The organism is Paenibacillus sp. FSL H7-0756, assembly GCF_038006765.1.
Taxonomy (GTDB): Bacteria; Bacillota; Bacilli; order Paenibacillales; family Paenibacillaceae; genus Paenibacillus_AQ.
Genome location: NZ_JBBOVT010000001.1, coordinates 169,785 through 194,152, shown reverse-complemented (window position 1 = coordinate 194,152; position 24,368 = coordinate 169,785). Strand labels below are relative to the sequence as shown.

27 protein-coding genes and 1 riboswitch are annotated in these 24,368 nt (G+C 53.1%); of the genes, 20 read left to right on the top strand and 7 right to left on the bottom strand.

Annotated elements, in window-relative coordinates; all coding sequences use genetic code 11:
- Positions 1 to 151: 151 nt before the first annotated feature.
- The 7 genes from NST04_RS00840 (at position 152) to NST04_RS00810 (ending at position 6,545) form a co-directional block, all read left to right on the top strand.
- Entirely contained in the window at positions 152 to 1,111 is a 960-nt protein-coding gene (locus NST04_RS00840) for a tyrosine-type recombinase/integrase (RefSeq protein ID WP_341182774.1), read from the top strand.
- Positions 1,112 to 1,995: 884 nt separating this feature from the next.
- Entirely contained in the window at positions 1,996 to 2,724 is a 729-nt protein-coding gene (locus NST04_RS00835) for a hypothetical protein (RefSeq protein ID WP_341182773.1), read from the top strand.
- A 52-nt stretch (positions 2,725 to 2,776) separates the two neighbouring features.
- The gene (locus NST04_RS00830) at positions 2,777 to 3,187 is read left to right on the top strand and encodes a GntR family transcriptional regulator (RefSeq protein ID WP_341185148.1); all 411 of its coding nucleotides are present in this window, start codon (positions 2,777 to 2,779) and stop codon (positions 3,185 to 3,187) included.
- Positions 3,187 to 4,116 carry an ABC transporter ATP-binding protein gene (locus NST04_RS00825; protein ID WP_341182772.1) on the top strand — a complete coding sequence of 310 codons (930 nt, stop codon included), beginning with the start codon at positions 3,187 to 3,189 and terminating at the stop codon, positions 4,114 to 4,116. Before NST04_RS00830 ends, NST04_RS00825 begins: the two co-directional genes overlap by 1 nt.
- A 2-nt stretch (positions 4,117 to 4,118) precedes the next feature.
- Positions 4,119 to 5,021, top strand: coding sequence for an ABC transporter ATP-binding protein (locus NST04_RS00820; RefSeq protein ID WP_341182771.1), 903 nt, complete (start codon positions 4,119 to 4,121; stop codon positions 5,019 to 5,021).
- Entirely contained in the window at positions 5,014 to 6,303 is a 1,290-nt protein-coding gene (locus NST04_RS00815) for an ABC transporter permease (RefSeq protein ID WP_341182770.1), read from the top strand. The genes NST04_RS00820 and NST04_RS00815 overlap by 8 nt, the downstream gene beginning before the upstream one ends.
- 41 nt (positions 6,304 to 6,344) lie before the next feature.
- Positions 6,345 to 6,545 (top strand): hypothetical protein, encoded by a 201-nt coding sequence (locus tag NST04_RS00810; protein ID WP_341182769.1) that lies wholly within the window; start codon positions 6,345 to 6,347, stop codon positions 6,543 to 6,545.
- A gap of 77 nt (positions 6,546 to 6,622) precedes the next feature.
- Here NST04_RS00810 and NST04_RS00805 read toward each other — a convergent pair whose 3' ends face one another.
- The gene (locus NST04_RS00805; RefSeq protein ID WP_341182768.1) at positions 6,623 to 7,516 is read right to left on the bottom strand and encodes an AraC family transcriptional regulator; all 894 of its coding nucleotides are present in this window, start codon (positions 7,514 to 7,516) and stop codon (positions 6,623 to 6,625) included.
- 139 nt (positions 7,517 to 7,655) lie between these two features.
- On the opposite strand from NST04_RS00805, the gene NST04_RS00800 reads away from it, so the two are divergent.
- The gene (locus NST04_RS00800; RefSeq protein WP_341182767.1) at positions 7,656 to 9,314 is read left to right on the top strand and encodes a family 43 glycosylhydrolase; all 1,659 of its coding nucleotides are present in this window, start codon (positions 7,656 to 7,658) and stop codon (positions 9,312 to 9,314) included.
- Positions 9,315 to 9,332: 18 nt separating this feature from the next.
- A complete protein-coding gene (locus NST04_RS00795; protein WP_341182766.1) occupies positions 9,333 to 9,539 on the top strand; it encodes a hypothetical protein in 207 nt (68 codons plus the stop codon).
- A gap of 431 nt (positions 9,540 to 9,970) precedes the next feature.
- Here the strand turns inward: NST04_RS00795 and NST04_RS00790 are convergent, their stop codons facing one another.
- Positions 9,971 to 10,426 (bottom strand): hypothetical protein, encoded by a 456-nt coding sequence (locus tag NST04_RS00790; RefSeq protein WP_341182765.1) that lies wholly within the window; start codon positions 10,424 to 10,426, stop codon positions 9,971 to 9,973.
- Between the two features lie 134 nt (positions 10,427 to 10,560).
- A riboswitch (cyclic di-AMP (ydaO/yuaA leader) is annotated at positions 10,561 to 10,730 on the bottom strand.
- On the opposite strand from NST04_RS00790, the gene NST04_RS00785 reads away from it, so the two are divergent.
- Complete coding sequence (locus NST04_RS00785) at positions 10,704 to 10,964, top strand: hypothetical protein (RefSeq protein WP_341182764.1); 261 nt, start codon at positions 10,704 to 10,706, stop codon at positions 10,962 to 10,964. Its footprint overlaps the riboswitch before it by 27 nt.
- Position 10,965: 1 nt before the next feature.
- Here the strand turns inward: NST04_RS00785 and NST04_RS00780 are convergent, their stop codons facing one another.
- The 3 genes from NST04_RS00780 to ytxJ form a co-directional block, all read right to left on the bottom strand.
- Entirely contained in the window at positions 10,966 to 12,297 is a 1,332-nt protein-coding gene (locus tag NST04_RS00780) for a WD40 repeat domain-containing protein (protein WP_341182763.1), read from the bottom strand.
- 107 nt (positions 12,298 to 12,404) lie between these two features.
- Positions 12,405 to 12,647, bottom strand: coding sequence for a glutaredoxin family protein (locus NST04_RS00775; protein ID WP_341182762.1), 243 nt, complete (start codon positions 12,645 to 12,647; stop codon positions 12,405 to 12,407).
- Positions 12,644 to 12,970, bottom strand: coding sequence for a bacillithiol system redox-active protein YtxJ (ytxJ, locus tag NST04_RS00770; RefSeq protein WP_036700214.1), 327 nt, complete (start codon positions 12,968 to 12,970; stop codon positions 12,644 to 12,646). Before ytxJ ends, NST04_RS00775 begins: the two co-directional genes overlap by 4 nt.
- A gap of 229 nt (positions 12,971 to 13,199) precedes the next feature.
- Here ytxJ and NST04_RS00765 point away from each other — a divergent pair, with 229 nt between their 5' ends.
- Together NST04_RS00765 and NST04_RS00760 are read left to right on the top strand one after the other, a co-directional pair.
- Positions 13,200 to 13,922, top strand: a complete 723-nt coding sequence (locus NST04_RS00765) for an SDR family NAD(P)-dependent oxidoreductase (RefSeq protein ID WP_341182761.1) — start codon at positions 13,200 to 13,202, stop codon at positions 13,920 to 13,922.
- A gap of 48 nt (positions 13,923 to 13,970) precedes the next feature.
- Entirely contained in the window at positions 13,971 to 14,606 is a 636-nt protein-coding gene (locus tag NST04_RS00760; RefSeq protein WP_341182760.1) for a ThuA domain-containing protein, read from the top strand.
- A 106-nt stretch (positions 14,607 to 14,712) separates the two neighbouring features.
- Here the strand turns inward: NST04_RS00760 and NST04_RS00755 are convergent, their stop codons facing one another.
- Entirely contained in the window at positions 14,713 to 15,600 is an 888-nt protein-coding gene (locus NST04_RS00755; protein ID WP_341182759.1) for a CHAD domain-containing protein, read from the bottom strand.
- Between the two features lie 224 nt (positions 15,601 to 15,824).
- On the opposite strand from NST04_RS00755, the gene NST04_RS00750 reads away from it, so the two are divergent.
- Positions 15,825 to 16,730 carry a lipoate--protein ligase family protein gene (locus NST04_RS00750; RefSeq protein ID WP_341182758.1) on the top strand — a complete coding sequence of 302 codons (906 nt, stop codon included), beginning with the start codon at positions 15,825 to 15,827 and terminating at the stop codon, positions 16,728 to 16,730.
- A gap of 298 nt (positions 16,731 to 17,028) precedes the next feature.
- On the opposite strand, the gene NST04_RS00745 is transcribed toward NST04_RS00750, so the two are convergent.
- Positions 17,029 to 17,811, bottom strand: coding sequence for a carbon-nitrogen family hydrolase (locus NST04_RS00745; protein ID WP_341182757.1), 783 nt, complete (start codon positions 17,809 to 17,811; stop codon positions 17,029 to 17,031).
- A gap of 107 nt (positions 17,812 to 17,918) precedes the next feature.
- On the opposite strand from NST04_RS00745, the gene NST04_RS00740 reads away from it, so the two are divergent.
- From NST04_RS00740 to NST04_RS00710, 7 genes are all read left to right on the top strand, one after another.
- Positions 17,919 to 18,347 carry a MarR family winged helix-turn-helix transcriptional regulator gene (locus NST04_RS00740; protein ID WP_341182756.1) on the top strand — a complete coding sequence of 143 codons (429 nt, stop codon included), beginning with the start codon at positions 17,919 to 17,921 and terminating at the stop codon, positions 18,345 to 18,347.
- Between the two features lie 39 nt (positions 18,348 to 18,386).
- Positions 18,387 to 19,022, top strand: coding sequence for a nitroreductase family protein (locus tag NST04_RS00735; protein ID WP_341182755.1), 636 nt, complete (start codon positions 18,387 to 18,389; stop codon positions 19,020 to 19,022).
- A gap of 24 nt (positions 19,023 to 19,046) precedes the next feature.
- On the top strand, positions 19,047 to 19,343 hold the full coding sequence (locus NST04_RS00730) for a putative quinol monooxygenase (RefSeq protein ID WP_341182754.1): 297 nt from the start codon (positions 19,047 to 19,049) through the stop codon (positions 19,341 to 19,343).
- A 209-nt stretch (positions 19,344 to 19,552) separates the two neighbouring features.
- Positions 19,553 to 21,181, top strand: a complete 1,629-nt coding sequence (locus tag NST04_RS00725) for a phospholipase D-like domain-containing protein (RefSeq protein ID WP_341182753.1) — start codon at positions 19,553 to 19,555, stop codon at positions 21,179 to 21,181.
- 67 nt (positions 21,182 to 21,248) lie between these two features.
- The gene (locus tag NST04_RS00720) at positions 21,249 to 21,629 is read left to right on the top strand and encodes a hypothetical protein (protein WP_340944898.1); all 381 of its coding nucleotides are present in this window, start codon (positions 21,249 to 21,251) and stop codon (positions 21,627 to 21,629) included.
- Between the two features lie 116 nt (positions 21,630 to 21,745).
- Positions 21,746 to 22,072 (top strand): ArsR/SmtB family transcription factor, encoded by a 327-nt coding sequence (locus NST04_RS00715; protein ID WP_036700195.1) that lies wholly within the window; start codon positions 21,746 to 21,748, stop codon positions 22,070 to 22,072.
- Between the two features lie 106 nt (positions 22,073 to 22,178).
- Complete coding sequence (locus NST04_RS00710) at positions 22,179 to 23,957, top strand: SulP family inorganic anion transporter (RefSeq protein ID WP_340944895.1); 1,779 nt, start codon at positions 22,179 to 22,181, stop codon at positions 23,955 to 23,957.
- The last annotated feature ends 411 nt before the right edge of the window (positions 23,958 to 24,368 follow it).

The window sequence follows — 24,368 nt, the reverse complement described above, 5'->3', positions numbered from 1 at the left end:
CTCCCTCCTGAGTTCTTCGCGTTACCTTCTGCTGATCTTGTGTGTTCCGGCCTTTAGCCATCTCTGTGTGATAATGGGACAAAATACCACGAAAATGTCGTACAATATCACTTATGCGACATGTTTAATCCTGAGGAGTGATGAAAAAAGAATGAGCCAGACCGAATTTAGCCGTACGGCGCTCAGCTTGGTGTACCCGGAAGAGGGCTGCCTAAGTGATGATCAGATTGTTCAGATGTTTATGGCTACCTGCTGTACGAATGTTAATACCGGTCGAAATTATAAGCGGGCGATTGCCGATTTCCGCAGATTTATTGCTGGTACCTCTTTGCGGGAAGTGAGCTGGAGGGAGATTGAGGCGTATAAAATTTTCCTGACGCAGGGGGGCTACAGCTCTCAGAGGCAGCTGGCACCGGCAAGCATAGCGGCATTCCTTGCGCCGTTGAAGTCTTTTTATAAATGGGGGAGTGACCAGCATATCGGTTTTTTTGCAGTGAATCCGACCTCTTCGGTGCGCATCCCCAAAATAACCGTGACCAGCCGCAAAAACTTCCTGACCAAACGGGAGGTGGGAGAATTACTGAATGTACTGGAGAAGCAAGGACTGCGCAATTATCTGATCGGGCTGACGCTGGTGGTACTGGGTCTGCGGGTATCGGAGCTGACGGCGATGAAGTGGGGGGACTTCCATAATGATCTGCTGGAGACCTCAGTCTGGCTGACCGTGGAGAACGGCAAAGGGGGCAAGCCCAGAGAAATCAAGGTTCCGCCGACTCTCTGGCAGCTGTACTCCAAGTTGTCTGATACCCTGCCAAGGAAGGAAGAGGTCACCCCGGAGCAGAGGATGTTTCCGTTATCTTCACGGCAGGTGGAACGGATTATTAAGAACGCCGGAGCAGCCAGCACGATTGAGAAAAAGCTGACGCCGCACTGGCTGCGGCATACGAATGCCACACTGGCCTTGCTCCAGGGAGCATCGCTTCAGCAGGTTCAGGAATCGCTGGGTCATTCCCACATCAATACCACCCAGCGGTATCTCCATACTGTTCAGCAGATTCAAAAGGCTGCCCCGGATTTTGTAGAGGACAGCCTGCGGACGTTCATTCAATAAATGGAATTCGACAAATATTGCAGAGACACGAATTGAATAAAGTTGTGGAAGCGGAGGGGCTGATCCGGCGAAGTTTCTATACAGAAGTTAGGAAATGACCTATAATAAACGCATTGCTGTTTGATTATGCGCAAGTATGCATAGTTTCTCTTGTTCAGCTCCAAAAAAGTCGCATAAGTGATATTGTACGACAAAAAACGTCAAAGTATACATACTGACTTAGCTTCTTGTGGTTTATTGTAATCAAATCCGGCACTTGTGCCGTAAATCCTGCGTATGCTCCTATAAATGAAGTTCAACCCCGCCCATGTGCGGGGTTTTTTTGTTGTAATAGGAAACTATATTTCCTGCCGCTGCGGAAAAGGTGTGTGTGAATTTGTGGATAAGAGTAAACCGAATACAATGGGCAGGTATAGCGGCACACGGCCTGAATGTATGTGGAAAACAGCATACATTGTGTTCGCAAGCAGGCACACGGCCTGAACGTATGTGGAAAACAGCATACATTGTGCTCGCAAGCAGGCACACGGCCTGAACGTATGTGGAAAACAGCATACATTGTGTTCGTAAGCAGGCACACGGCCTGAACGTATGTGGAAAACAGCATACATTGTGTTCGCAAGCAGGCACACGGCCTGAACGTATGTGGAAAACAGCATACATTGTGTTCTTGCAAAGGTAATTTTGTTCACCCGTTAGGGTGATTTGGTTGTGATTGGAAATCGAAAAAATAAAAATAGCCGAGGTTTTCTGTTGACAGTGAAATGCACAGGTCATATACTGTGTATATAGATATATACAGTAAGCACACATAGATACACACTGAAGTTAAGCAGATCTGGCGGCTCTGCCGCTCAAAGAAGAATAAAGCGAGGTTAAAGGTTATGACGACGTTAAAGCAAGCTTGGGTCATTGTACGCAGCGAATTCCACGGTGACCGCTGGAAGCTGCTGTGGGCGCTGCTGTTCTCGCTCCTGTTCATGGGATATTTTGCTGCGCTGTCAGGAATGGTCATTGATGATAGTCTCAGCGGGAGTGATGGAAGGATGCTGAGCGATGTTCTGATGATTACGATGACTCTCATGCTGAGCATCAGCTTCTCCCGGCGGACGATGAAATATCTGTCTGAAGATTCTTATACCCGGATGCTGGCGTATATGCGTGCATTACCGGTGCCTGCTGAGGTTATCCTTTGCAAAAGAAAGCTAAACGCGCTGTTCGCCATTGCTATGAACGGCATGCTCTACTTCAGCTTAATATACCTAATCAGCCCGGGGTTGCGCAGTGAGCTGCCGGTATCTGCTTATCTCGCCTTCGCCTTCACCTGGGTGGGGTACGGTCTGATTGTCTCCGGACTCTATATATTGATTGAGTTCTCGGTGAGCGGCAAAGTCTACTTCTGGTCCATATCGGTCATTATGATACTGTCGGTAGGGGCTGCGGGCCTGGTCTACCTGACGGGAGGCAATATTCTGCTCGCTACGGTCGCTGTCTCCAGGTCATGGGGGCTGGGCTCTCCGCTGATGTGGGGTGCGCTTGCGGCGGGTGCTCTATCCATGCAGCTATTCTCCAAGTGGACGATTCGCCGGCTGAAGAGCCGTGATCTTGTATGAGACGGGGCAAGGCGTTCATCCGGGGGCCGGGCCTGGAAGGCAGGTGTAAATGATGTGGATACCTATACAAATTAATGAGAACAGCGCAGAGCCGTTGTATCATCAGATCGAAACGCAGCTCAGATCGCTGATTATCTCGGGCACGATTACAGAAGGGACGCTGCTTCCTTCCATCCGCGAATTCGCGGGTGACCTGAAGTGCAGCGTTATTACAGTCCGCCGCGTCTATCAGGATCTCGAGAACGAAGGCTTGCTGCGGACCCGGCAGGGGACGGGTACCTTCGTATCCCATATCGGGACCGGTGCCATGGAGGACTATAAGCAGGTGACCGTCCGCAAGGCGCTGGAGAGCGCCGTGGAGGCGGGGCTGTCCGTGCATTGCAGTGAAGAGGAGCTGACCAGGCTGTTCACAGAGATTGTGAAAAGCAAATACGGGAAGCAGGCAGAAAGAGGGGGAAGCTGATGGGCCAGCAAGCTATAGAACTGCGGGATGTTTGCAAGAAGCGGCGGAACAAAACCATCGGGCCGATGAATCTCAGGCTGCCGCAAGGATATATTACAGCGCTGGTGGGCCAGAACGGCGCGGGCAAAAGCACGCTGCTGAATATGCTGCTGCAGCTGATTTTGCCGGATGAAGGGGAGATCCGCTGGTATGAAGAGACTTACCGCGGCGTGCTGCCGATGGAGCTCCGGCAGACCATCGCCTATGTGCCGGAGATGCCCCAGCCTGAGGAGAACTTCTGGACGCCTGTTGAGGCGGCTGCCTTCCGCAGCCACTGGTATCCTTCCTGGGACCAGAGCTACTTCGGGGAGCTAATCCAGAGGTTTGAAGTGCCGCAGAATGCCAGACTGGGTAAAATGTCTAAGGGAGAGCGGCGCAAGTTCGAGCTTGCCGCCGCCCTCGCGGCGAAGCCCCGGCTGCTGCTGCTGGATGAGCCGTCTTCGGGCCTGGACCCTTTTGCCTGGAAGACTATGATTGATACGCTGCAGAACTATATGGAGGAGCACGAGGCGACGATTGTCATCTCGACCCATATTGTGGATGAGGTGCGGCGGCTGGCCGATTACATCGTGCTGATGCACCAGGGGCAGCTGCTGGGAATGGCCGAGAAGGACAGCCTGTTTGGTTCATGGAGTGAAATATGGGTTCAAATTGAGGGAGAGCAAGAGCTGCAGGAACTGGCGGCCGAGCTGCCGCAGGCGTTGGAGCTGAAGCTGGAAACGCCGGGTATAGCTTCATTTTTAACCCAGCAAATTTATCTGTATGAGAAACGCATTCACGATTTGGGCGTAAAGGTACTCAAGAGCCGCAGCCTGGAGCTGGATGAAATTCTAAGCTTATGGACCCGGGGACATCGTCCGGTTCTGATCGACCAGAAGAGAGGGGAATAAGAATGGAAGCATTGCAGTTGAAGCAGGTAGTGAAGCAGTACGGTGAGAAGACAGCCGTCAACGGAATCAGTCTAAAGGTGGAGCAAGGCGAGATTTACGGTCTGCTGGGCGCCAACGGTGCCGGCAAAACAACAACTATGCGCATGGTGCTCGGCCTGATCTATCCCGACGAAGGGAGCATCCTCTATAACGGCAAGCCGTATAGTAAGGAGCTCCAGCATCTGATGGGCTATCTGCCGGAAGAACGGGGATTGTATCCGAAGGTCAAGGTAAGCGATCAGATTATCTATCTGGCTCAGCTTCGCGGGATGTCCGCCAGTGAAGCGGATAAGAGCCTGAAGTACTGGCTGGAACGCTTTGATGTACCTGAATATTACAATAAGAAGATTGAAGAGCTGTCCAAGGGTAATCAGCAAAAGATGGGCTTCGTCGCCGCAGTGGTCCATAAGCCGAAGATTCTGATCCTGGATGAAGCCTTCAGCGGCCTCGATCCGGTCAATGTGGAGCTGCTTAAGGATACTGTTCGAGAGATGCGGGATCTGGGAACGAGCATTCTGTTCTCCACGCACCGTATGGAGCATGTTGAAGAATTATGCCGCAATATCACGATTCTTGACCGTTCGAACACCGTAGTTCAAGGAGATATCCGTGAGATCAAGAAGGGGTATCCGCGGGAAGAGGTTGTACTGCGCACCGCCGGGGAAGTTAACGGACTTGCCGGGATTGCCGGAGTTACCGGAGTGCAGCGGCAGGAGCGCGGGTATGTGTTATCCATCAGTGACCTGGGAGCGGCGCAGCGGATTCTGCAGCTGGCTGTGGCTCAGGGCGAGGTCGAGCACTTCGAGATTAAGGAACCGACGCTAAACCAAATCTTTATCAGAGCGGTGGGTGAATCCAATGAATAAAATGGCAACCATTATCGGCTTCACATTCAAGAACAAGGTAAGAACGAAATCCTTCATGATTACTACCCTGATTCTGGTGCTTCTGCTCAGTATCGGGATGAATATTCCCTATTTTATCAAGGTCTTTAAAGGCGAAGACGGTGCCAAGGATGCGACACAGATCGGAGTCGTTGCCGAGCAGGGCTTCCGGCCTGCCGAGCTGCTGCTCGCTTATACTCCGCCGGCTGAAGCCGAAGATAAAGTCGTATTTACCGCTTATCCTTCTGCTGATGACGCTGCGCTGAAGCAGGGTCTGCAGGATGAGAAGATCGAGGGGTATCTAACCTTTGCCGCAGAGGGTAGTGAAGGCGTGCCTCCGGTAACGTATCACAGCAAGGACGGAGACATCAGCAGCAAGCTGAGAACGAATCTGCAAGCTGCTCTGCAGCAGGTGAATACCGGGCTGATTGTCGGCGATAAGCTGACCGAGAGCCAGGTGGCGGCGATCTTCGCTCCGGTGTCGATTGATACTGCGCAGCTAAGTACGGACGGGGCGGCAGGTGGCGCAGACCAAGTTCGGGATAAACCGCCCATTAACTATGTTGTGGTCTATATCCTGCTGATTCTGTTCTTCATGTCGGTGATGATGACCGGCAACATGATTTCAGCCGAGATTACCTCGGAGAAAAGCTCGCGCATAATGGAGATTCTCATCACCAGCGCTTCGCCACTCACCCAGATGTTCGGCAAGGTCATCGGAATCTTCCTCGTCGGATTGATGCAGATCGCCATTATCTCGGCTGCCATCGCGCTCAACCTGATGCTGCCGCATAATTCCACGATCCTGAGCGATTTCGATCTGAATCTGGGACAGCTTAATGTCAGCATGATCGTCTATGGCTTCATCCTGTATATCCTGGGTTACTTCCTGTACGCCCTGATGTATGCCGCTGTCGGCTCGATTGTCAGCCGGACAGAGGATCTGGGACAGGCCGTGATGCCGGTCATGATGCTGGGCTTCGTCAGCTTCTACCTGCCGCTGTTCAGTATCTCGAACCCGGATACCCTGCTGGTGAAGGTCGCCAGCTTCGTGCCATTCACCTCTTCGCTCAGCCTGCTGCTGCGGATCGGGGTCGGCCATGTGGCCTTCTGGGAGATCATGGTCTCGCTGGCGATCCTGCTGGCTACAACCTTCCTCTTCGGCTGGCTCGCCGCCAAGATCTACCGCACAGGCGTCCTGATGTACGGCAAGCGCCCTAGCATCAAGGAGATCAGAAAAGCGATGAAGGCTTATAAAATCTAAGATTGTATACAAAAATAAAACCCTGCTAAGGAGTGTCTAATATGATTAAAAAACAATTCAAAAACCAACCGGTATCGACTCTGTTCCTGGCCTCACTCGCAGCCATTGCTGCCAGCCAAGTGATTCAGCCTAACGGAAGCAATGTGATGGATTTCTCGCAAGGGCTGCTGTTAGGGATGGGCCTGGTAGGGATGATGATGACGATTGTGACCCTGGGTAAATCTAAGAAACGCAGCGAATAAGACGAAGCTGTAACCATGATATATAAAGCGCGCAACAACAAAACACCCACTGCCCCATAAAGGCAGGTGGGTGTTTGCTATACACTATTATTTTTACGAAAGTCAGAAGGGTTAATTCCCGTCCATCTTTTGAATTGTCTGCTGAAGTGGGAGAGGTTCTTGTAGCCTAAACGGTTTGAAATCTCATTTAAAGATATCCTGGGCTGCTGGAGTAATATTTTGGCCTCCTGCAGCTTTAAGTCAGACAGATAGGTGCGGGGCGACATTTTATATATTTTTTGAAATACCTCTAATCCGTAGTTGGGGCTGATCCCAAGCGAAGCGATGATGGGCTGGATGTGAAGGGTGTAATCTGAATTTCCCTGGGCGCAATTTGTCTTAAAAGCCCGCTTGATGGCTTCGGCAATTTCTTTGGCGTATTTCGCAGTGGTCATGGACTGCTTAGTACGTGTCTCCGTCTGAACCGGCTGGATATCTACTAGCACCTCCAATAATTCGAACAAGACCATTTGTGCTTTTAGCTTCGCCTTGGTGAACGACAACTCAGGCTCATGCAGAATATCGATCCATTTTTGAAGGCATTGTTTCAACGGGTCATGATACGTATTGGAGGGCTTATAGACCCAATCGCAGTTTTTTAGTATTTTCATCCGCAAGGAGGGCTCGTCTATATCGAAATGCGCACAGAAATAGGTCATCGATGTAGCGGAAATACACTTATTCGTATGCTCGAACCCAGGCGGAATCAGCAGAATATCATCACGGTTCACAATGAATTGTTCATGATCCGTCCTTGTCTCTTGAGCACCATCCAGCACAATCAGAATCTCAAAGGCATGGTGGGATTCTGTCATCATGCTCCAATCGGCAGGAACGGTCTGTGTATGTGCGCCAAAAAAACGTATATTCCAATCAATGCGCGGCAGCAGCAGCGTCTGTGCACCTGTGAGCTGGCTATTCCTATGTTCCAATTTGCAGCACCTGCCTTTGATCTGGGTAAATCTAGCCGTAATCATCCCATCGCATAAGGACGTTACTAGTTATTATAATATACATAGACAATAGGAAAAGGGTAAATAATATGGCTAAACAGCGAAGGGAAGCAAATCAATGACGAAGATTAATAATCCTATAATCCCTGGAATGGCACCAGATCCCTCTATTATTAGAGTGGATGATGTGTATTATATTGCGACATCCACGTTTCACTGGAATCCCGGCATTCAAATTTTCCAATCAACAGATCTGGCCAATTGGGAGCTGACTGCCTTCGCACTGAATAAAGGGGAAGTCAATCTAAGGGGGACAAATACTCCAGCCGGGATCTGGGCGCCGCATCTATCCTATGATTCCAGGACGAAGCGGTACTGGTTAGCCTATTCTCATATGTTAAACATGGCAGGCCGTGAATTCAACTCGGATTCCTATGCCATGTGGGCGGAAGATATCCATGGCCCTTGGTCGGAGCCCATCTATCTGACATCCATAGGGTTCGATCCGGCGCTTTTCCATGATGAAGATGGCAAACACTTTGTGTCCATTCTTGAATGGGAGACCCGTGAAGGGTACCAAGCGCCTGGACATATTGTGATCGCTGAATTTGATTTGAATGCGGGGAAGCTGGTTGGACAATGGCACCGTGTGACGCAAGGCTTCACCAGCCGCGGCTGTGCTGAAGCACCGCAGATCTATAAATATAGAGATATGTACTATCTGCTATTAGCAGCTGGCGGAACGGGTTATGCTCATGGTGTTGAGATTGGGCGTGCGGAGCATATATTTGGTCCCTATGAACCGCATCCGTCGGGGGAGCCGATCATCACCTCCTCGCCGCGCCATTTATTTTCACTGGGTAATCCGGATGCCGGGCATTTTGAGATGTATAATCCAGGTTCAATCATGCAAAAAGCAGGTCACGGCTCATTAGTTCAAACCCAAACAGGCGAATGGTACATTGCCCATCTAATGTCACGGCCAGTGGAAGGAACGCTACTGAATCCATTAGGCCGCGAAACCTCGATTCAAAAAATGCATTGGACAGAGGCTGGCTGGCTGGAAATGAAGGATGGATCGAATGTAGCCAAAATGGAAGTTGAGGGGTTAGCAGGTGTTGAACTAGAGGGGGACAGACTCTCTCATGACGTATTTGATGATTTTAACCAGGAGCACTATGATATTCACTTTCTGACTCCATACCGGGAGCAGCAAGCAGCATGGGTGAATACGGTTGAACGTCCGGGTTACTTACGCATTCATGGAGAGAATTCATTCTTCTCACAGATTAATCCGGCGATGTTGGCCACGCGTGCAACCTCCCTCCATTATGAAGTTCAGACCAAGGTGGAGTTTCATCCCGATCATTATTCGGAAACGGCGGGGATGGGGCTATACTATGATTCGAATAATTGGCTGTACGTTCACTTGACCCACTCCGAATCAGAGGGCACCGTTCTATCTGTACTACAGGCCAAGCTGGGAGAACGTATTGAGCTGGTCCACCATTACATTCCAGTCCCTGAAGACACAGCAGAGCTCAAGCTTATCTATCATTCAGGCATCGCGAGTATCCTTTACCGCTTCAGGGATAACGGGGATTGGCAAGCTTTTGTAGAGAATATCGATGCTCTCTATTTGTCGGATGAAGGCGTGAACGGAGAGCCCGGGGAGATTGGCGGATTTACAGGCTTGTTCAATTTCATCGGTTCCGTGGATGCCCACCAGCATGACTCCTTCGCTGATTTTGAGTACTATAGAGTTAAGAATTACTAACAGGAGTGGTGAATGGTTGTGAAGAAAAGTAGACAAACCCCCGTGCTGGTCGCGGCCTCGATCCTGCTCATCATTATCAGCAGCCTGATCCCCTCGGAGCAGTCGGCTTGGCTGGGGGCGTTACAGACCCTTATGCTGGGAGCCGGATTGCTCGGCTGCTGTATGGCCTTTTGGCGGTTTGCCAAGGGCGGTAAGGATGGTAGGAGTGGGAAAGGCAAGAGCTGAGTTCTAGGTAATGGACGGTTGGCGAAGACTGGATCGATGCATCGGATGGTTGAGCTATGTAAGGTGAGCCAGGCACAGTATGGGTGCGTGCTGGTGCTGAGAGTCAAGGACTAAGTCGCGGCGGATGTCGCGGCTTTTTTGTTTTGTAGGCGGACTCAGAGGCCCTTATTTTGTGAAAAGACCGATTATCTCCCCGTTGCGGACTGAGAGGACGTTAAGAGGCTGGGTGGAGCGAAAAATGAGGCATGGGTACATTAAGCGCCTCTCAGTCCGCATGGACTTCAGAATGGTCCCATTTGCCAAAATAGCGGATCTGTAGTCCGCAGCCCGCCCGCCACATCAGACTCCTTCTGCCGCATCCGTATCCTGATTCCGCCACATCCAACTCATTCCGCCGCACTCATTCCTATAGCCCATGCTAATCCCCCGACTCATCCCGCCGAAGGGCGGTGGACCGCAGGCAAGGCCGAATGTGCGGCTGCCATCTGTTCGCGTATTCCTCTTAGCCGGGCCTTCAGCTCGGGAATGCTGCACTCCAGGATCAGGCTGATGTCGGGCAGGGGGAGCTGGATGCCGTACCATAAGGCACTGGCGACATGATCGTCCCATTTAAGCAGGGCAGGAGCGCAGCGGCTACGATCCCGGGTGAGCATGGCACATTGGCGGATGCACTCTCTGTAGGCAGCCGCAGCAGCACCGTCCCCGGAGAGGCTGCCCTTCAGCCATAGTGGATGGAGTGCCACGAAGGTGGCGGTGGTTGCTTGTTCGGCACGGGCGCCTTTTTCCAGCAGCAGACAGCTAAGCGCATAGACGGGCCCGCTATATTGCTGGGTGTAGTGGTTGAATCCGGCAGCAGCTGTTAGTTTGGGCGGTAAGGGGTCAGGCATGTGGTCACGTTCCTTTCTGAATCTATACTGTGCAGTTCATTCCAGTGCGCAAAAAACCGCAGGCAGAGGAGGACCTCTGCCTGCGGTTTTGGGTAACAGGCATAAGACGCCTGGCACAAAAGCTTGGCGGATCAGGGCTCTCTCCTTACGCTTACGAGGTTAGCTGTCGGATTCGGACGGTGAGAGTCGCCCTACCTGCCGGAGACCTGCGCGTGGCATTCTCCTTCGGATTCACCCCAAGTCGGCCAGACGGCCGGATGGTTCCCCCGTTTTCCACATGACGGAAATTCAGCGTGCATGCATTGCTCATTTTCATGAATACACTCATTTGCTTTCAACACGAATCATACACTTTTCGGAGGTGGGTTGTAAAAATGGAAAAGAGTGCTATTCGCCTTATTTTCAGCAAATGGCTGAATGGCTGTGCATAGGGAAGCCAAAACTCACATTTGTAGCAGATTATCTGCCATTTATCTCGCTCAAGCGCTGTTTTTTATTTTTGGCAGACGGCGGTGGGGATGAAGGCCCCTTGTATTAGACTACCACCACAGCGGAACCTTCTGATTCTTCCAGGCAATGATCCGCTTCACCTCACGAACGGTTCCTGTTGTAATCGCATAGTTGCTTCGCTGCGCTGCATGAAGGTCCAGGAAGTGCAGCATCCCTCCATAAGTCCCTACAGCCAGCAGAGTCTCATCCCGATTGACAGCTAAGCCTGAAATAGTGCTTCCGGCATAATAACGCCACAGCTCCCGCCCCTCTGCATCAATGAGCCTCAAGTAGCCATAGGCATCGCCAATCACAACACCATTCTTCAGCGCTGCCGCCGCATACACCCGGGCTTCCTCGTTAACAAGCGGATATTCCTGATCTGCCGGGAGTTCTCCTCCTTCCACATCTTCAAGGGGAACGGCAAGGGTAACGCCATTATAGAAGTGGCAGGAATTGTACCATACGCTATGCTGGTCCTTTGTAAATATTGTATAGTGCGGGTAACTGGATTCCGGATTGAATAGGTGAACCTGCCCTGAAGTTGTGTCATATAAAAGATGATCACTGCCCTGGCTGCCATAGGCAATCCATCTTCCATCCGGAGAGACGGCACCATGCGGCATGTCAATTTCAATATGCTCCAGCTCATCTGCTTTATATTCTTCGAGATCCGGATGCAGCAGCTTCACCTCCCAGGGCTTCTCCTGCGATTGCTGGACCAGGAAAATCCCCTGGCTCGTAACAAGCAATAACGCCCCGCCCCCGTTAAAAGGAATGACCTGCTCCAAGGGTAACGCCTGGTCCAGGCTCTCTATGTCCAAGACGGGAAAGTCCGGGTCCAGTGCTTGAATCGTTCCATTCAGCTCACGCCATGAGAGGGTGGCTACAACTGTACCCTGAAGTGTGCTGTTCATAGAATGCATAATGGTAATCCCCTGAGTTCCGGCGAGCGCATAGAACTGATTATCAGGAGATGCCCCAACCAGGCTATACTCGCCGAATACGGAAATAACATCCTTATGTACAGCCACAACTGCTTTCTTCTCCCAAGGGGTGCCGGTGCTGAATACCACAGCATCATCACTGATGAAATGGATACTGCGGATCGCCTGCATCTCCTTCTGAAAGTGGCCGGAGAGCGGCCACGTTGCCGCCGGCAATTGCGCCCGCAGCTCAGCAATCTCACCGCGCTCATTAGCTCCCCGAATCATCTTATAGATTTTGGCAGCGAGGGCACCGCGTGTATCCTCTGCGGGTTCATTTCCCGCTTTGTCCCAGCCTTCAGTCAGTCCTTTATGTACGAATTGGTTAACGTCGCGCGCATAACGCTGCCCTTCTTCACGCCATTTAGCAGCCTGCTCATCTTGTAGCCAGTTCAATTGATCAGTCCTCCTGTTCCAGATATATATAAATATACATATTTTACATCAATGAATCGCAAAAAAAAGGTGCTGCTCCTCTTGAGAGGAGAGCACCTTTGTGTATATTACAGAACAGCAGCATCCATAAGCTCCTGGAGCTCAGGAAGATTGAAGCCCTTGACTGCGCGGTCCCCGGATACAGTGACTGGAATGCCCATGAAGCCCAGCTTCTCCACTTCCTCCTGATAGACCGAGCTTGTCATCACATCCCGCACCTCGAAGGGAATGCCTTTGCTCTCCAGCAGCTGCTTGACCTGATTGCATTCGCTGCAGCCGTAGGTCGAATAGACAATTACGTTCGCGCTCATTGTTCCACTGCTTCCTTTATCGCTTTTTGGGTAATCTTCCAGTGTGAGGTGTTCCAGCGGACTTCGCTGTCCTCCAGCAGGAAGATTTGCGGGGATTCATGCTTGATCCCGAAATCCTCAGCAATTTGATTGGAGACAGGACGGTCTTCGATCACATGGACAACGGCTGCAGGAGTATCTGAATGCTGGGCATAGGCCTGGAATTCCTCGTTGGCCTTGGCGCTGATCGGGCAGGTGGTGCTGTGCTTGAAGAGCAGTTTTTTGCCAGGCTGCCCGATATATTGCTCTAGTTCTTCCTTGGTGTGAATTTGTTGAATAGACATCGGAGGATCACCTTCCTGGGTAAGAGTTAATGAAACCTGTTGTCAACAATTGTGTTGTTAACAACTATTAGTCATGATTGTAGCATAGTTCAAAATTAAAGCAAAAGTAAAGTTCTGCTTAGCCCGGCCCCTCCCTTGCAGGATGTTGTTAACGGCCCGAGGCCATGCTAATGTGAGAGGGATGAACCTAGGCTCGGTGCATAATCATGCAGATATGAGGGGGGAGCTCATGAAAAGGGTTGCTTGTGTTACCGGTGCTGACCGTGGACTGGGATTTTGCCTCGTTCGATCTCTTTTGGAGAGTAAGTACATGGTGTTTGCCGGACAGTATTTGCCGGACCCTGCGGCATTGGAAGCTTTGAAAGCGCAATACCCGGATAGCCTGAGGCTGGTCCCTCTTGATATCGGCAATGCAGGGAGCGTAAAGGAGGCTGCACGGAGTATTGCCGGGAGTACAGGGCACCTTGATATAATTATCAATAACGCGGGGATTATCCACCGGTCGGATGATGCAACGGTGCTCGTGGATATGGATGATGAAGCAATGGCGGAGATTTATAACGTGAACACGCTGGGTGCGCTGAGGGTGAGCAATGCATTGATGGGCTTACTGCTGCAAGGCCGCCAGCGTCTGGTGGTTAATATCTCATCGGAGGCCGGAAGCATCGGACGGAACAAGCGGATCAATATGTATGGCTATTGTATGTCCAAGGCAGCGCTTAATATGCAGTCTTCGCTGCTGCACAATCATCTGCGTGCGATGGGCGGACAAGTGATGGTCTTCCATCCCGGCTGGCTGCAGACCTATATGAACGGGGAGAAGGATGCGAAGGCGCCTGTAACTCCTGAAGAATCGGCAGGCAAGATTATGACGATCGTTCATAACCATAAGATGTATCTGGCCGAAGAACCGGCTTATATTGATCTGGACGGCAATCTCTGGCCCTGGTGATACGGACATTCAGACAGGCTATCTTGGCAAAAGAGAGGTGTGTACATCATGTCTTCATACAAAGCACTGGCGTTCGGCAGCTATACTGAAGTGAAGTACCATCCCTTCGAGGGAGTAGACCGTGAACTGGAGCAGCTCCTTGAGCCCGAGTTCCAGGTGGTCTCCACCGAGGATTACGGACGGATGAACCGGGCAGAGCTGGCAGATTGCAGACTGGTGATCTCCTATACGGAGTTCTCCGAGGAGCAATTACCCGCTGCGCAGAGCGGGGCCCTGCTCGCTTATGTGGCTGGCGGCGGCGGGCTGCTTGTCGTGCACAACGGCATATCCCTGCAGCGTAATCAGGAGCTTGGGGCGATGCTGGGAGCCCGGTTCACCCATCATCCGGCGTTCACAGCGCTGCAGATGAAGGTGACTGCGCCGGAGCACCCGATTATGGAGGGGATCTCTGATTTTGTGATAGAGGACGAGCCTTATTATTTCGAGCGGCATCCCCATTTCGGGACAACGGTGTTGGCCGAATATCCGCATGACGGAGCGATGAGACCGGCTGCATGGTGCCATGCCTTCGGTGAAGGCCGGGTGGTCTATCTGATGCCTGGGCATCATCTGCCTTCCTTCTCCTCAGAGCCGCTGCGCCGGATGATCCGCAGAGGCGGATTGTGGGCTGCCGGAATGCTGTAATACGTGACGCTTATGATAAAAGGCAGGATACCGCTTGGATAACATGCGGTGTCCTGCCTTTGTGTAAGAAATGGGATGATCAGCTATGATGCCCTATTTCGGGGGCTTAAGCATCAGCAACAGGGACGACCCCGTTCTGATGAAGAGCCTCCAGTATCTCTGCCCGCAGCGTATCGGTGAAGGCGGCCCAGACTTTTTTGCCGACATCCAGCTCTTCGCGTCCAATCGATTGCAGCGTCTCCAGCCACACCCGCTTGTCATTAATGAGTCCGAGCTGGTCCTGGATGTCCTTATAGAAGGCTTCATGGGCATGGAATTTCTGATCCAGCGCAAAAGCAGCCGCATTCGCCGTATACCGCAGTTCCTTGGCGGCGATCCGCAGCTCATGCAGAGCTTCGAAGGCTTCCTGCGATTCGGCTGCCGGACCCTTGAAGAGGGTCTTGCAGGCTTTTTTCTTTTGTTCAAAGGCGACTTCAAGCTCGCGCATGGCGACATTGGCGTCTTTTTTGGCAGCGAGAGGCTCTAGCCCTGTCTTAATAAAAGGTGTCCACAGCGCTTCGAGCGCTTGGCCGGACAGCTTGGGCAGTGCCTTCTTCAGCTTCTTGCGGGCGGCCTTCCGTGTATCCTTCTGGTGTTCTATTACCGCCTTCAGCAGCTTGGCAGTCTTCTTATCGCCCGCCGCCTCCGCCGCCTTGCGCCGGTCCTCAAATGACCCGATCAGCACATCTGCATCACGGACTCTGCCGAGCTTCTTCTGGGCCTGCTTGAAGCTGGCGTACAATTCTGCCGTTGCAGTATGGCCCGGATCAAGAATGGACAACAGGGTCAGCAGCTTGCGGCTATTGATTCTGGCCTGATGAATATCCTCATCGTTGAACCCTTTGCGTGCATCCTTGCTGTAGTCCTGAAAATTAATATACAGCTTGTGCATGGCCTGTTCCCATTGCCTGGATTTACTTAGTTGCCTGTCCTTTGCCTGTGGTTCGGTTGTCATGCAGCATCACTCCTAGAGGTTGTGTATAGCATGAGCTTATGCGCGAATCTTATGGCTGGTATATTCTTCTTTACTACATTAAGGATAACGGGTTCGCTCCGTCATTTCAAATCTGTAAGGGTATACAAGGCCGGTTGTACGGTGCGGGGAGAGATCGGTTACAATGTGAATAGTTAACGGAGTTAAGATTAGCGCAGGTCTTATAGATAGAAAGGGGAATCAGCATGCGGAGTGAACCTTATGATGTACTGGAGAATGGGGCGGCGGGAAGGCTGCCGGAGCAGATGGTCCTCTTCACGCATACCGGCGGTGAGGCAGGGGAAGAGAGAGAAGAGGCATCTGCGGAGGATATGCTGATTCCGTTCGCTTTTGAAGAGGTGCTGTGCCGTGATGTCGGGGCCGGGAGGGTCCCGCCGGTGCTGCATCTCTGGAGCCACCCCGGAGGAGTCGCGCTGGGGCTGCGGGACAGCAAGCTGCCCCGCGCAGCAGAGGCGATGCAGGCGCTGGAGCAGCAGGGCATCCGTACGGCAGTCCGCCATTCGGGCGGCGCTGCGGTACCGCTGGATGCGGGAGTAATCAACGTGTCCCTCCTGCTGCCGAAGCCTGCGGGCAAGCTGGACTTCCACGATGATTTCCGGCTGCTGGCTTCGGTCATTACCGAAGCGGTAGCTGCGGGCTATCCGCAGGCAGCCGCGCAGATCCGGGCGGAGGAAGTCACTGGGTCGTATTGCCCCGGTGACTTCGATCTGGCGATCGGCGGCCGCAAGTTCTGCGGCATCGCCCAGCGCAGACAGAGCAGCGCGTACTTCGTCCACGCGTTCGTGATTGTGTCCGGCCCGGGGCTCGCGCGCGGTGAGCGTATCCGCCGCTTCTATCAGGAGGCAGCGGACGGCGATGCCTCCCTGGACTATCCGCGCGTGCGGCCGGAGACCATCGCCGCGCTCGCGGAGCTTGGCGGCCCGTCTTCGGCGGCCGAATTCACCGCGGGCATCCGGCAGGCAGTTGAAGGCCGGGGAACCCGCCTGCTGCCGTCGGATCTGCTGCAGCAGGAGACGGGCTACAACCTGCGGTACAGCGACCCGCAGGTGCTTGAAGCAGCGCGTATGCTGCGCGAGAGGTACGCCCGCTGAGGCGGGCGGCTTCTGGCGGCAGCTGTGGCCGGATGTATGCGAAAAATCGAACACAATGTGCGGTTAGAGGGCGCACGGGCCGAATGTATGCGAAAAACAGCATACAATGTACAGGCTGGAATGTGCGCGGCCTGAATGTATGTGGAAAACAGCATACAATGGGCAGGTGAGGGTGTGCGAGGCCCGAATTTATGCGAAAAACAGCATACAATGGCCAGGCCGGAGACAGTCCAAGAGGATGACCGCGTGGGCAATAGATGGAGCCCCGCGATCATCCTCTACGTTTGTACCGTCCAAACTACATATACAACTCCGGACGCCGGTCCGCGAAGACCGGGATCTGCCCCCGTACCTCCCGGACCCGGGCGAGGTCAAGCTCGCCGCTGAGGATCTCTTCGCCGCCGGAGGCCTCGCTGACAATCTCGCCCCACGGGTCGATGATCAGGGAATGTCCGGCGAAGGTATTCGCCGGATCAGCGCCCGCCCGGTTACAGGCCACCACGTAGCACTGGTTCTCAATCGCCCGGCTGATCAGCAGCGCGCGCCAATGAGCTAAGCGGGGCAGCGGCCATTCGGCGCTGATGAACAGGATCTCGGCCCCTCCCGCCATATGGACCCGGACCCATTCCGGGAACCGGATGTCGTAGCAGATCAGCCCGGCGCAGGAGATACCGTCCAGCGTGAACAGTCCTTTTGTACCGCCGGGCTGGAGGTAGAGATGCTCCTCCATCAGCTTGAACAGATGAAGCTTGCTATACTCCCCGGTGCACGCCCCGCTGCGGTCAAAGACATACATACTGTTCGTAATGCCGCCGTTCTCCTGCCTGACGGCAATAGAGCCGGCGACGATATTCACGCCGTATTCCCGGGCCAGACCTGACATCAAGGCACCTGTGGTCTGTCCGCCGGGGTCCGCGATCTCACCCAGCCGGGTCAGATCATATCCCGTTGTCCATAGCTCGGGAAGAATAATGCAGTCCGGCCGGCCAGCGGCAGCCTCACGAATTTTGCGCCCGGCGGCAGCATAATTCACCTCCGGTTTGCCAAATGCTATATCGAGCTGAATCAGGGCTATTCTCATACAGCAGCCTCCTCCAAAAATTATTAGTTGACGGGTCAACGAATTGGGTGTAAAGTATGTTTTGTCGAAAAGGTTTTGCACAATTTACTTGCGTTAGGGGGTTAATCTTGAGCAAAGTTCAGCCGGATGAACATAAGATCTTTCAACTGCTGCAGGCCCTGCACAAAGAAATCGGCCCCAAATTCGAGCGCTGTGCCGGCATGACGCCAACCCGCTTCAGGCTGCTGCAAGAGCTGTACCGGACTTCCGAGATCAGTCAGATTGCACTGCAAAAGCTTCTGGAAATCGACGCAGCAGCAGTTACCCGCCACCTGAAGGGACTTGAAGAGAACGGGATGATTGCCCGCCGCAATAATCCATCTGATAACCGGGTGACGCTAGTCTCCCTGACCGGTCAGGGCCGGGATCATATCCATGACTACCGGGAGAGCAAGACCGAGTTCATCAGCGATCTGCTGAACGGATTCAATGAACAGGAGCGCACGGTGCTCGCAGAGATGCTTACCCGGCTGCAGCATAATATCAATGTACTGTAGCTGTAACCTATAATCAAACCCATAAAGGAGCACTTTCACATGAACACTACCAAAAACAATGATTTCACCAGCATTATTACAGGACGCCGCTCGATCCGCAAATATGATCCAGCGGTTAAAATCAGCAAAGAGGAAATGACAGAGATTCTTACAGAGGCTACACTGGCTCCTTCATCCGTGAATATGCAGCCTTGGCGTTTTGTGATCATCGAAAGCCCGGAAGCCAAAGCTAAGCTGGCCCCTATTGCCAAGTTCAACCAGACTCAAGTCGAAACCTCTGCAGCGGTGATTGCCGTATTCGGTGATATGAATAACTTCGATTACGCTGAACAAATCTACGGAACGGCTGTTGAACGCGGACTTATGCCTGCCGAGGTAAAAGAAAGACAGCTTGCCGCCCTCGGCGCCCACTTCGCCAAGCTGCCCGCAGATGTGAATAGAGAGACTGTGATGATTGACGCCGGTCTGGTCTCCATGCAACTGATGCTGTCCGCCCGCGCACACGGGTATGACACTAATCCGATCGGCGGATTCGAAAAGGATCAGATCGCTGAAATGTTCGGTATGGACAAAGAGCGCTACATTCCGGTTATGCTGATCTCGATCGGCAAAGCGCTGGAGGAAGGCTACGCCTCCGTCCGTCTGCCTATCGACACGATTGCTCAGTGGAAATAAATCTATTCTAGGAGGAATAACCCCATGTTAATTATCCATGCCCTGCTTCATGTGAATCCTGCACGGGAGGAAGAGTTCCTGGCCACAGCGAAGACGCTGATTGCCGCCACGCACGAAGAAGAGGGGAACCTGTCCTACGAGCTGTATAAGCATGCAGCAGACGGAAGCCTGTATCTTATGGTTGAGACCTGGCGTGACCAGGCAGCCATTGCCGCTCATAATACAAGCCCGCACTTCACCGCCTTTGCCGCCAAAGCGGGAGAGTTTCTGACTGCACCGCTTGATGTTAAGGTGTATAGTGCTGAGGAATTGAGCAAATAATGGAATTCCGGGATGCTCCGGCAGTCTAATGACTGCTGCGGCATCCTTTTTTTGTTTTGGGGTCCCCGCAAAGCACCTGAGTCATCTTATTTTGAATGACACCATGCCGTTTATAAAACGTACAAGCCGGGTATCTTACCTTACCCTGACTTGACTTGTCATTTGCTGGCGAAGCAAGGCGCGGGAAGAACGAAGGAGATGAAGACAGCATGACTAGTGTACATAACAATCACCGGTTAACCTCAATTTCTGCTGCTGCGGACCAGGACAAACAGCTCCAGCAGGATCTCATAGATTACGTGAATTATCACATTTCGGGCGGCTCCCTGGCCTCGCTTACCGAAGGTGCGGAGGAGGCTGAGCCGGCTTTTGCCCCTCTTTTGCAAAATGATACCGCGCGCGCTTACCGACAGGAGTGCGGGGGCGTCATAACGGATATGCAGCAGCTCGAACAGCTGCCGGGTATAAGCCAGGAATGGCTTAATCAGCTCGCGGATACAGTAGCAGGACTCGATTCCGGCAAGCTCAGGGCTCTGGCCCCGCAGACCACCCGGCATAACCGGGTAGATCCTTATGTGAACGGACCACAATGTCTGGACATGCTGCTCGGCGAGATCGGCAAGGCTGAGCGTTACATTCATCTGTCCGTGATGCTGTTCTTCAATGACCATTCAGGGAACCTTATCGCTAGTGAGCTGCTTCATGCACTTGAACGCGGAGTAGAGATTAGAATCATGGTGAATTATACGGTCACTGCGCTCGGATACGGCCAGAACCTGGAGGTGGGGCAATTCTCCAAGATTGCCGGGCGTCTGGAGCAGGCAGGTGCAAAACTGCTGGATACCTTCCACTCCTATTACGGTGCAGAGGAATGGGCTGCGAAGCGCAAAGTGCTGAAGTCACAGGGCGTGCCTGAGAGCATCCTTTTTCTGCAGGATAAGGTTCAGGAGGATGTGGAGGTGACCGGGCTGAATGTGATTGACCACCGCAAATTCATGATTATAGACGGAATAACTTCCATTATCGGCAGTCTGAATATCGGGGACCAGTATACGTTTGCCACCCCCATTCAGGAAGCCCCGGGCCAGCAGGTAGATGGACGTCCGCTCGGTATCCCCGCCAAGGAAGAGGAATGGCATGACGGCTGCTTCAGGATTCAGGGGGCTGTAGCCCAGTCACTGAACGCTGTTTTTCACTCCAGGTGGCTGCCGCTCGGGGGAGATCACTTTGACCTGACGTCACCCTTCTATCGTCCTGCGGTGGACTATGCATTTGGGGAGGAGGAGTGTACTCTCTTCGCGAGCTTTCCCGGCAACCCGGTGAATCTGATTCAGCAATATATTCTGGATGTGATCACCTATGCGGCCGATGAGACCCTTATTGTGAATCCGTATCTGATCGATCAGGCCTTCTGGGACCGGCTGGGTGAAGTGGGGCCGGAGCGCGCCTGCCATCTCACCATCTGCAATCCGCTGGAGGTTAATGATCATCCGACGAACCGGGCGGCGGTGCGCAGCAACATGTACGTTCCCTTTTGTAACGGCGTATCCTTCTATGATTATAGTGCGACTGAACGCTTCTCCCACTGGAAAATCATCTACGACCACAGAGCGCAGGCGGTATTTCACGGCTCTTATAATATTAATGAACGGAGTGCCTGCCATGATTACGAGCTGGGCCTGCTGGTGAAGGGCAGAAGCCTCGCCGAGAAAGTGAAGCACATGATTGATTATGACCTCAGCGTATCGCGCCGGATCACCGGCAAACACGAGTTCTTCAAGCATCCTTGGCTGCATCCCAGCACCTATCTGAACAAAGCAACACAGAATTACACCTGATATCCTCTCCTGCGCCCGGTCATGTATAATGACGTTATACCAATGAACGAAGATGGAGCTAATGAAGATGAACATACACATTCTTGGACAAGGTCCCCGGACCGGGGAAATCAGATTCGCGGCAGCGGAATGGGGGGAAGCCAGAGCCATCTGGTGCGGACCGCCTGTTCAGCCGGGTGAGGAATGGGTGGCAGAATGGGAGCTGCCGGCGCTGTTCATGAGCTGGGTCGATATTGTGCCTGCTCCCGGCGGTGCCTTTGGCCTGCGTATCGAAGGGGATACGGTCATCCTGACAGGCGTGCTGGAAAATATAGAGGAGGACGGCACGGGTTATCTGCGGATCGGTAGCGACCTGATCATGTTCGAATGTCTGGGCGAACCGATGGCACTGGGCGGCTTCGTCGAGCTGAGGACCCGTGAAGCCAGGCTGTATCCGGTGAATCTGTAGGGGCCGCAGGGCCCCCGGCGGACGAACTATTTCCTGCCCCGGCATAGCCACCTTCAGGCAAATGAGCTAATATAATATAGATTGAAACAAGTAACAGCATAAGGAGCAGAAGTCTGATGAACAGCGATATTCAACAATTTAAGACGGAATTCTTCAAGGCGCTGGCTCACCCGATGCGGATTCGGATTCTGGAGCTGCTTAGCGAAGGCGAGAAGAATGTGAACGAGCTGCAGGCGATCCTGGGTTCGGAAGGCTCTGCGGTATCCCAGCAGCTGGCCGTCCTCAGGGCCAAAAATGTGGTCACCAGCGTCAAGGAAGGGACCACTGTCATCTATGCCCTCCGTGATCCTCTGATTAAGGAGCTTCTGGCTGTAGCCAGACAGATCTTCGACAATCATCTGGTGAGTACTATTTCCCTGCTTGAAGGCATCCGCAGCGAATAACCCCGGCCTCCGGGGGCGGATTACCCCGTTGACAAGAGCAGCGGGCAGGAGTAATGTGGGTATTATATTCAAATAATCAGATATTCAGAGAAAAGAAGGTTAGAGGATGACAGGGTGGGGCCGTTTCAAAGGCTATAACATTGCTTCGCTGCGCAAGGATATCATTTCAGGGACAATCGTCGGCGTTATTGCCATCCCGCTTGGGATGGCATTTGCTATTGCTTCCGGTGTGAAGCCGGAGTACGGAATCTATACAACTATTGTGGCCGGCATACTGATTTCCTTATTTGGCGGGTCCAGGTTTCAGATTGGCGGGCCTACGGGTGCATTCATTCCTATTTTGTTCGCTATTGCCATGCAGTACGGGTATGAGAATCTGCTGATTGCCGGAATGATGGCCGGGGTGATTCTTGTCTTGATGGGTGTTCTGCGGCTTGGGGTATTGATTAAGTTCATTCCGAAGCCGGTGACCATTGGTTTCACGGCCGGGATTGCCGTTATTATCTTCAGCGGGCAGATTGCGAACTTCCTTGGCCTGAGGGATATGAAGCGGCATGAGAGCTTCATCGACAATATGAAGGAGATCGGGGCGCATCTCTCCACAATCAATCTGTACAGTATTCTGACTGCGGGGGTATGTCTCGCCGTAGTGGTGCTGGGGTTGCGGTTTGCCCCGAAGGTGCCGGGTTCTCTAATTGGACTGTTGTGTGCCACGGTTATCGCAGCCCTGTTCTTCAGCGGCAAGGTGACGACCATCGGCTCTGCCTACGGAGATATCCCGAATACACTCCCCAGCTTTCACTTCCCGGTCATTACGTGGGAGAAGATCAAGCTGCTGATCCGTCCGGCTTTTGTCATTGCGCTGCTGGGGGCCATTGAGTCGCTGCTCTCCGCAGTCGTGGCCGACGGCATGTCGGGCAGCCGCCATGACAGCAACCGTGAGCTGATCGGCCAGGGGGTCGCTAATATCGCCGCGCCGCTCTTCGGCGGGATACCGGCTACCGGTGCGATTGCCAGAACCGCCACCAATATCCGCAGCGGTGCCGCTTCTCCGCTCTCCGGGATCATTCACGGTGTGGTGGTGTTCCTGATCCTGCTGCTGTTCGCCCCGTACGCCTCCAGCATTCCGCTGGCAGCGATGGCCCCGATTCTGATGGTCGTAGCCTGGAATATGAGTGAACGCAAGGAATTTCTCCACCTGCTGAAGCTGAAGACCGGGGATTCACTGGTGCTGGCGATTACCTTCCTGCTGACGGTATTCGCTGATCTGACCGTGGCGGTAGAGGTGGGGCTGATACTGGCCGTTGTCCTCTTCGTCAAGCGTATGGGTGAGGTGCATAGAATCTCCAAGGTGCTGCCTGACCCGTCTTCCGTCAAGGTCGAGGCCCATATGGTAACCGAGAGCCACGACTGTCCGCAGATCGGAATCTACAATGTGGAGGGACCTCTGTTCTTCGGCGCTGCCTACCGCTTCGACCACACCATGCCCGAGCTCGGCCCGGATCAGCCTAAGCTTATCCTGCTGCGCATGGGCAAGGTGCCGCTGATGGATACGACAGGCGAGGCCAATCTGGCTGCGCTTGTGAAGGAGCTGCAGAACGCTGGCGGCAGGCTGATGATCTCAGGCATCCAGAGCCAGCCGCTGGAGCTGCTGAAGAAGACAGGACTGTATGACCGGATTGGGGCAGCCCAGTTCTATGATCATACCGGCGAAGCGATCAATGATGCGCTGGGAAGCGTGAATCCCAGCCGTTGCCGGGGCTGCGAACATGCGGCCTTCAGAGAATGCAGCGCCCTCTCGGGGCTGGAGGAATCCTCATCGCGCAGCGCTGCCTTCAAGGGGCGCACTCCGGCGGTGGCCCGCAAGCTGAGCGGCGGGGTATAAGTATAACCTGCGCGCTGCAGGGTCAATGCGGGTACAAGGCAACCTTGGCTGCCGGTCCGCAGGCAGCAGTTGCAGCTAGGGTAAATCATACACAAGCAGTGTTTCCCTTCGGGGTGGCGCTGCTTTTTTATTTTTGGGGTAAGGGCCAGTAACATTTATAGATAAATCCTGCACAAAATGCAACAATGCTACCCAATAGAAGCGGCTTATGCTGAAATCCTGCACAAAATGCAACATCTCCGGCGCTAACTTGCTCTAACTACCGGAAATCCTGCAAATTATGCAACATTGCTTCCTAGCCAGTAACATTTATAGATAAATCCTGCATAATGTGCAACATTGCTGCTTCATACAAGCGGCTGGTGAGAGAGAAAGTTTCAGGAGTGGCAGAGTTAGGCGGAGGTGGCGCAT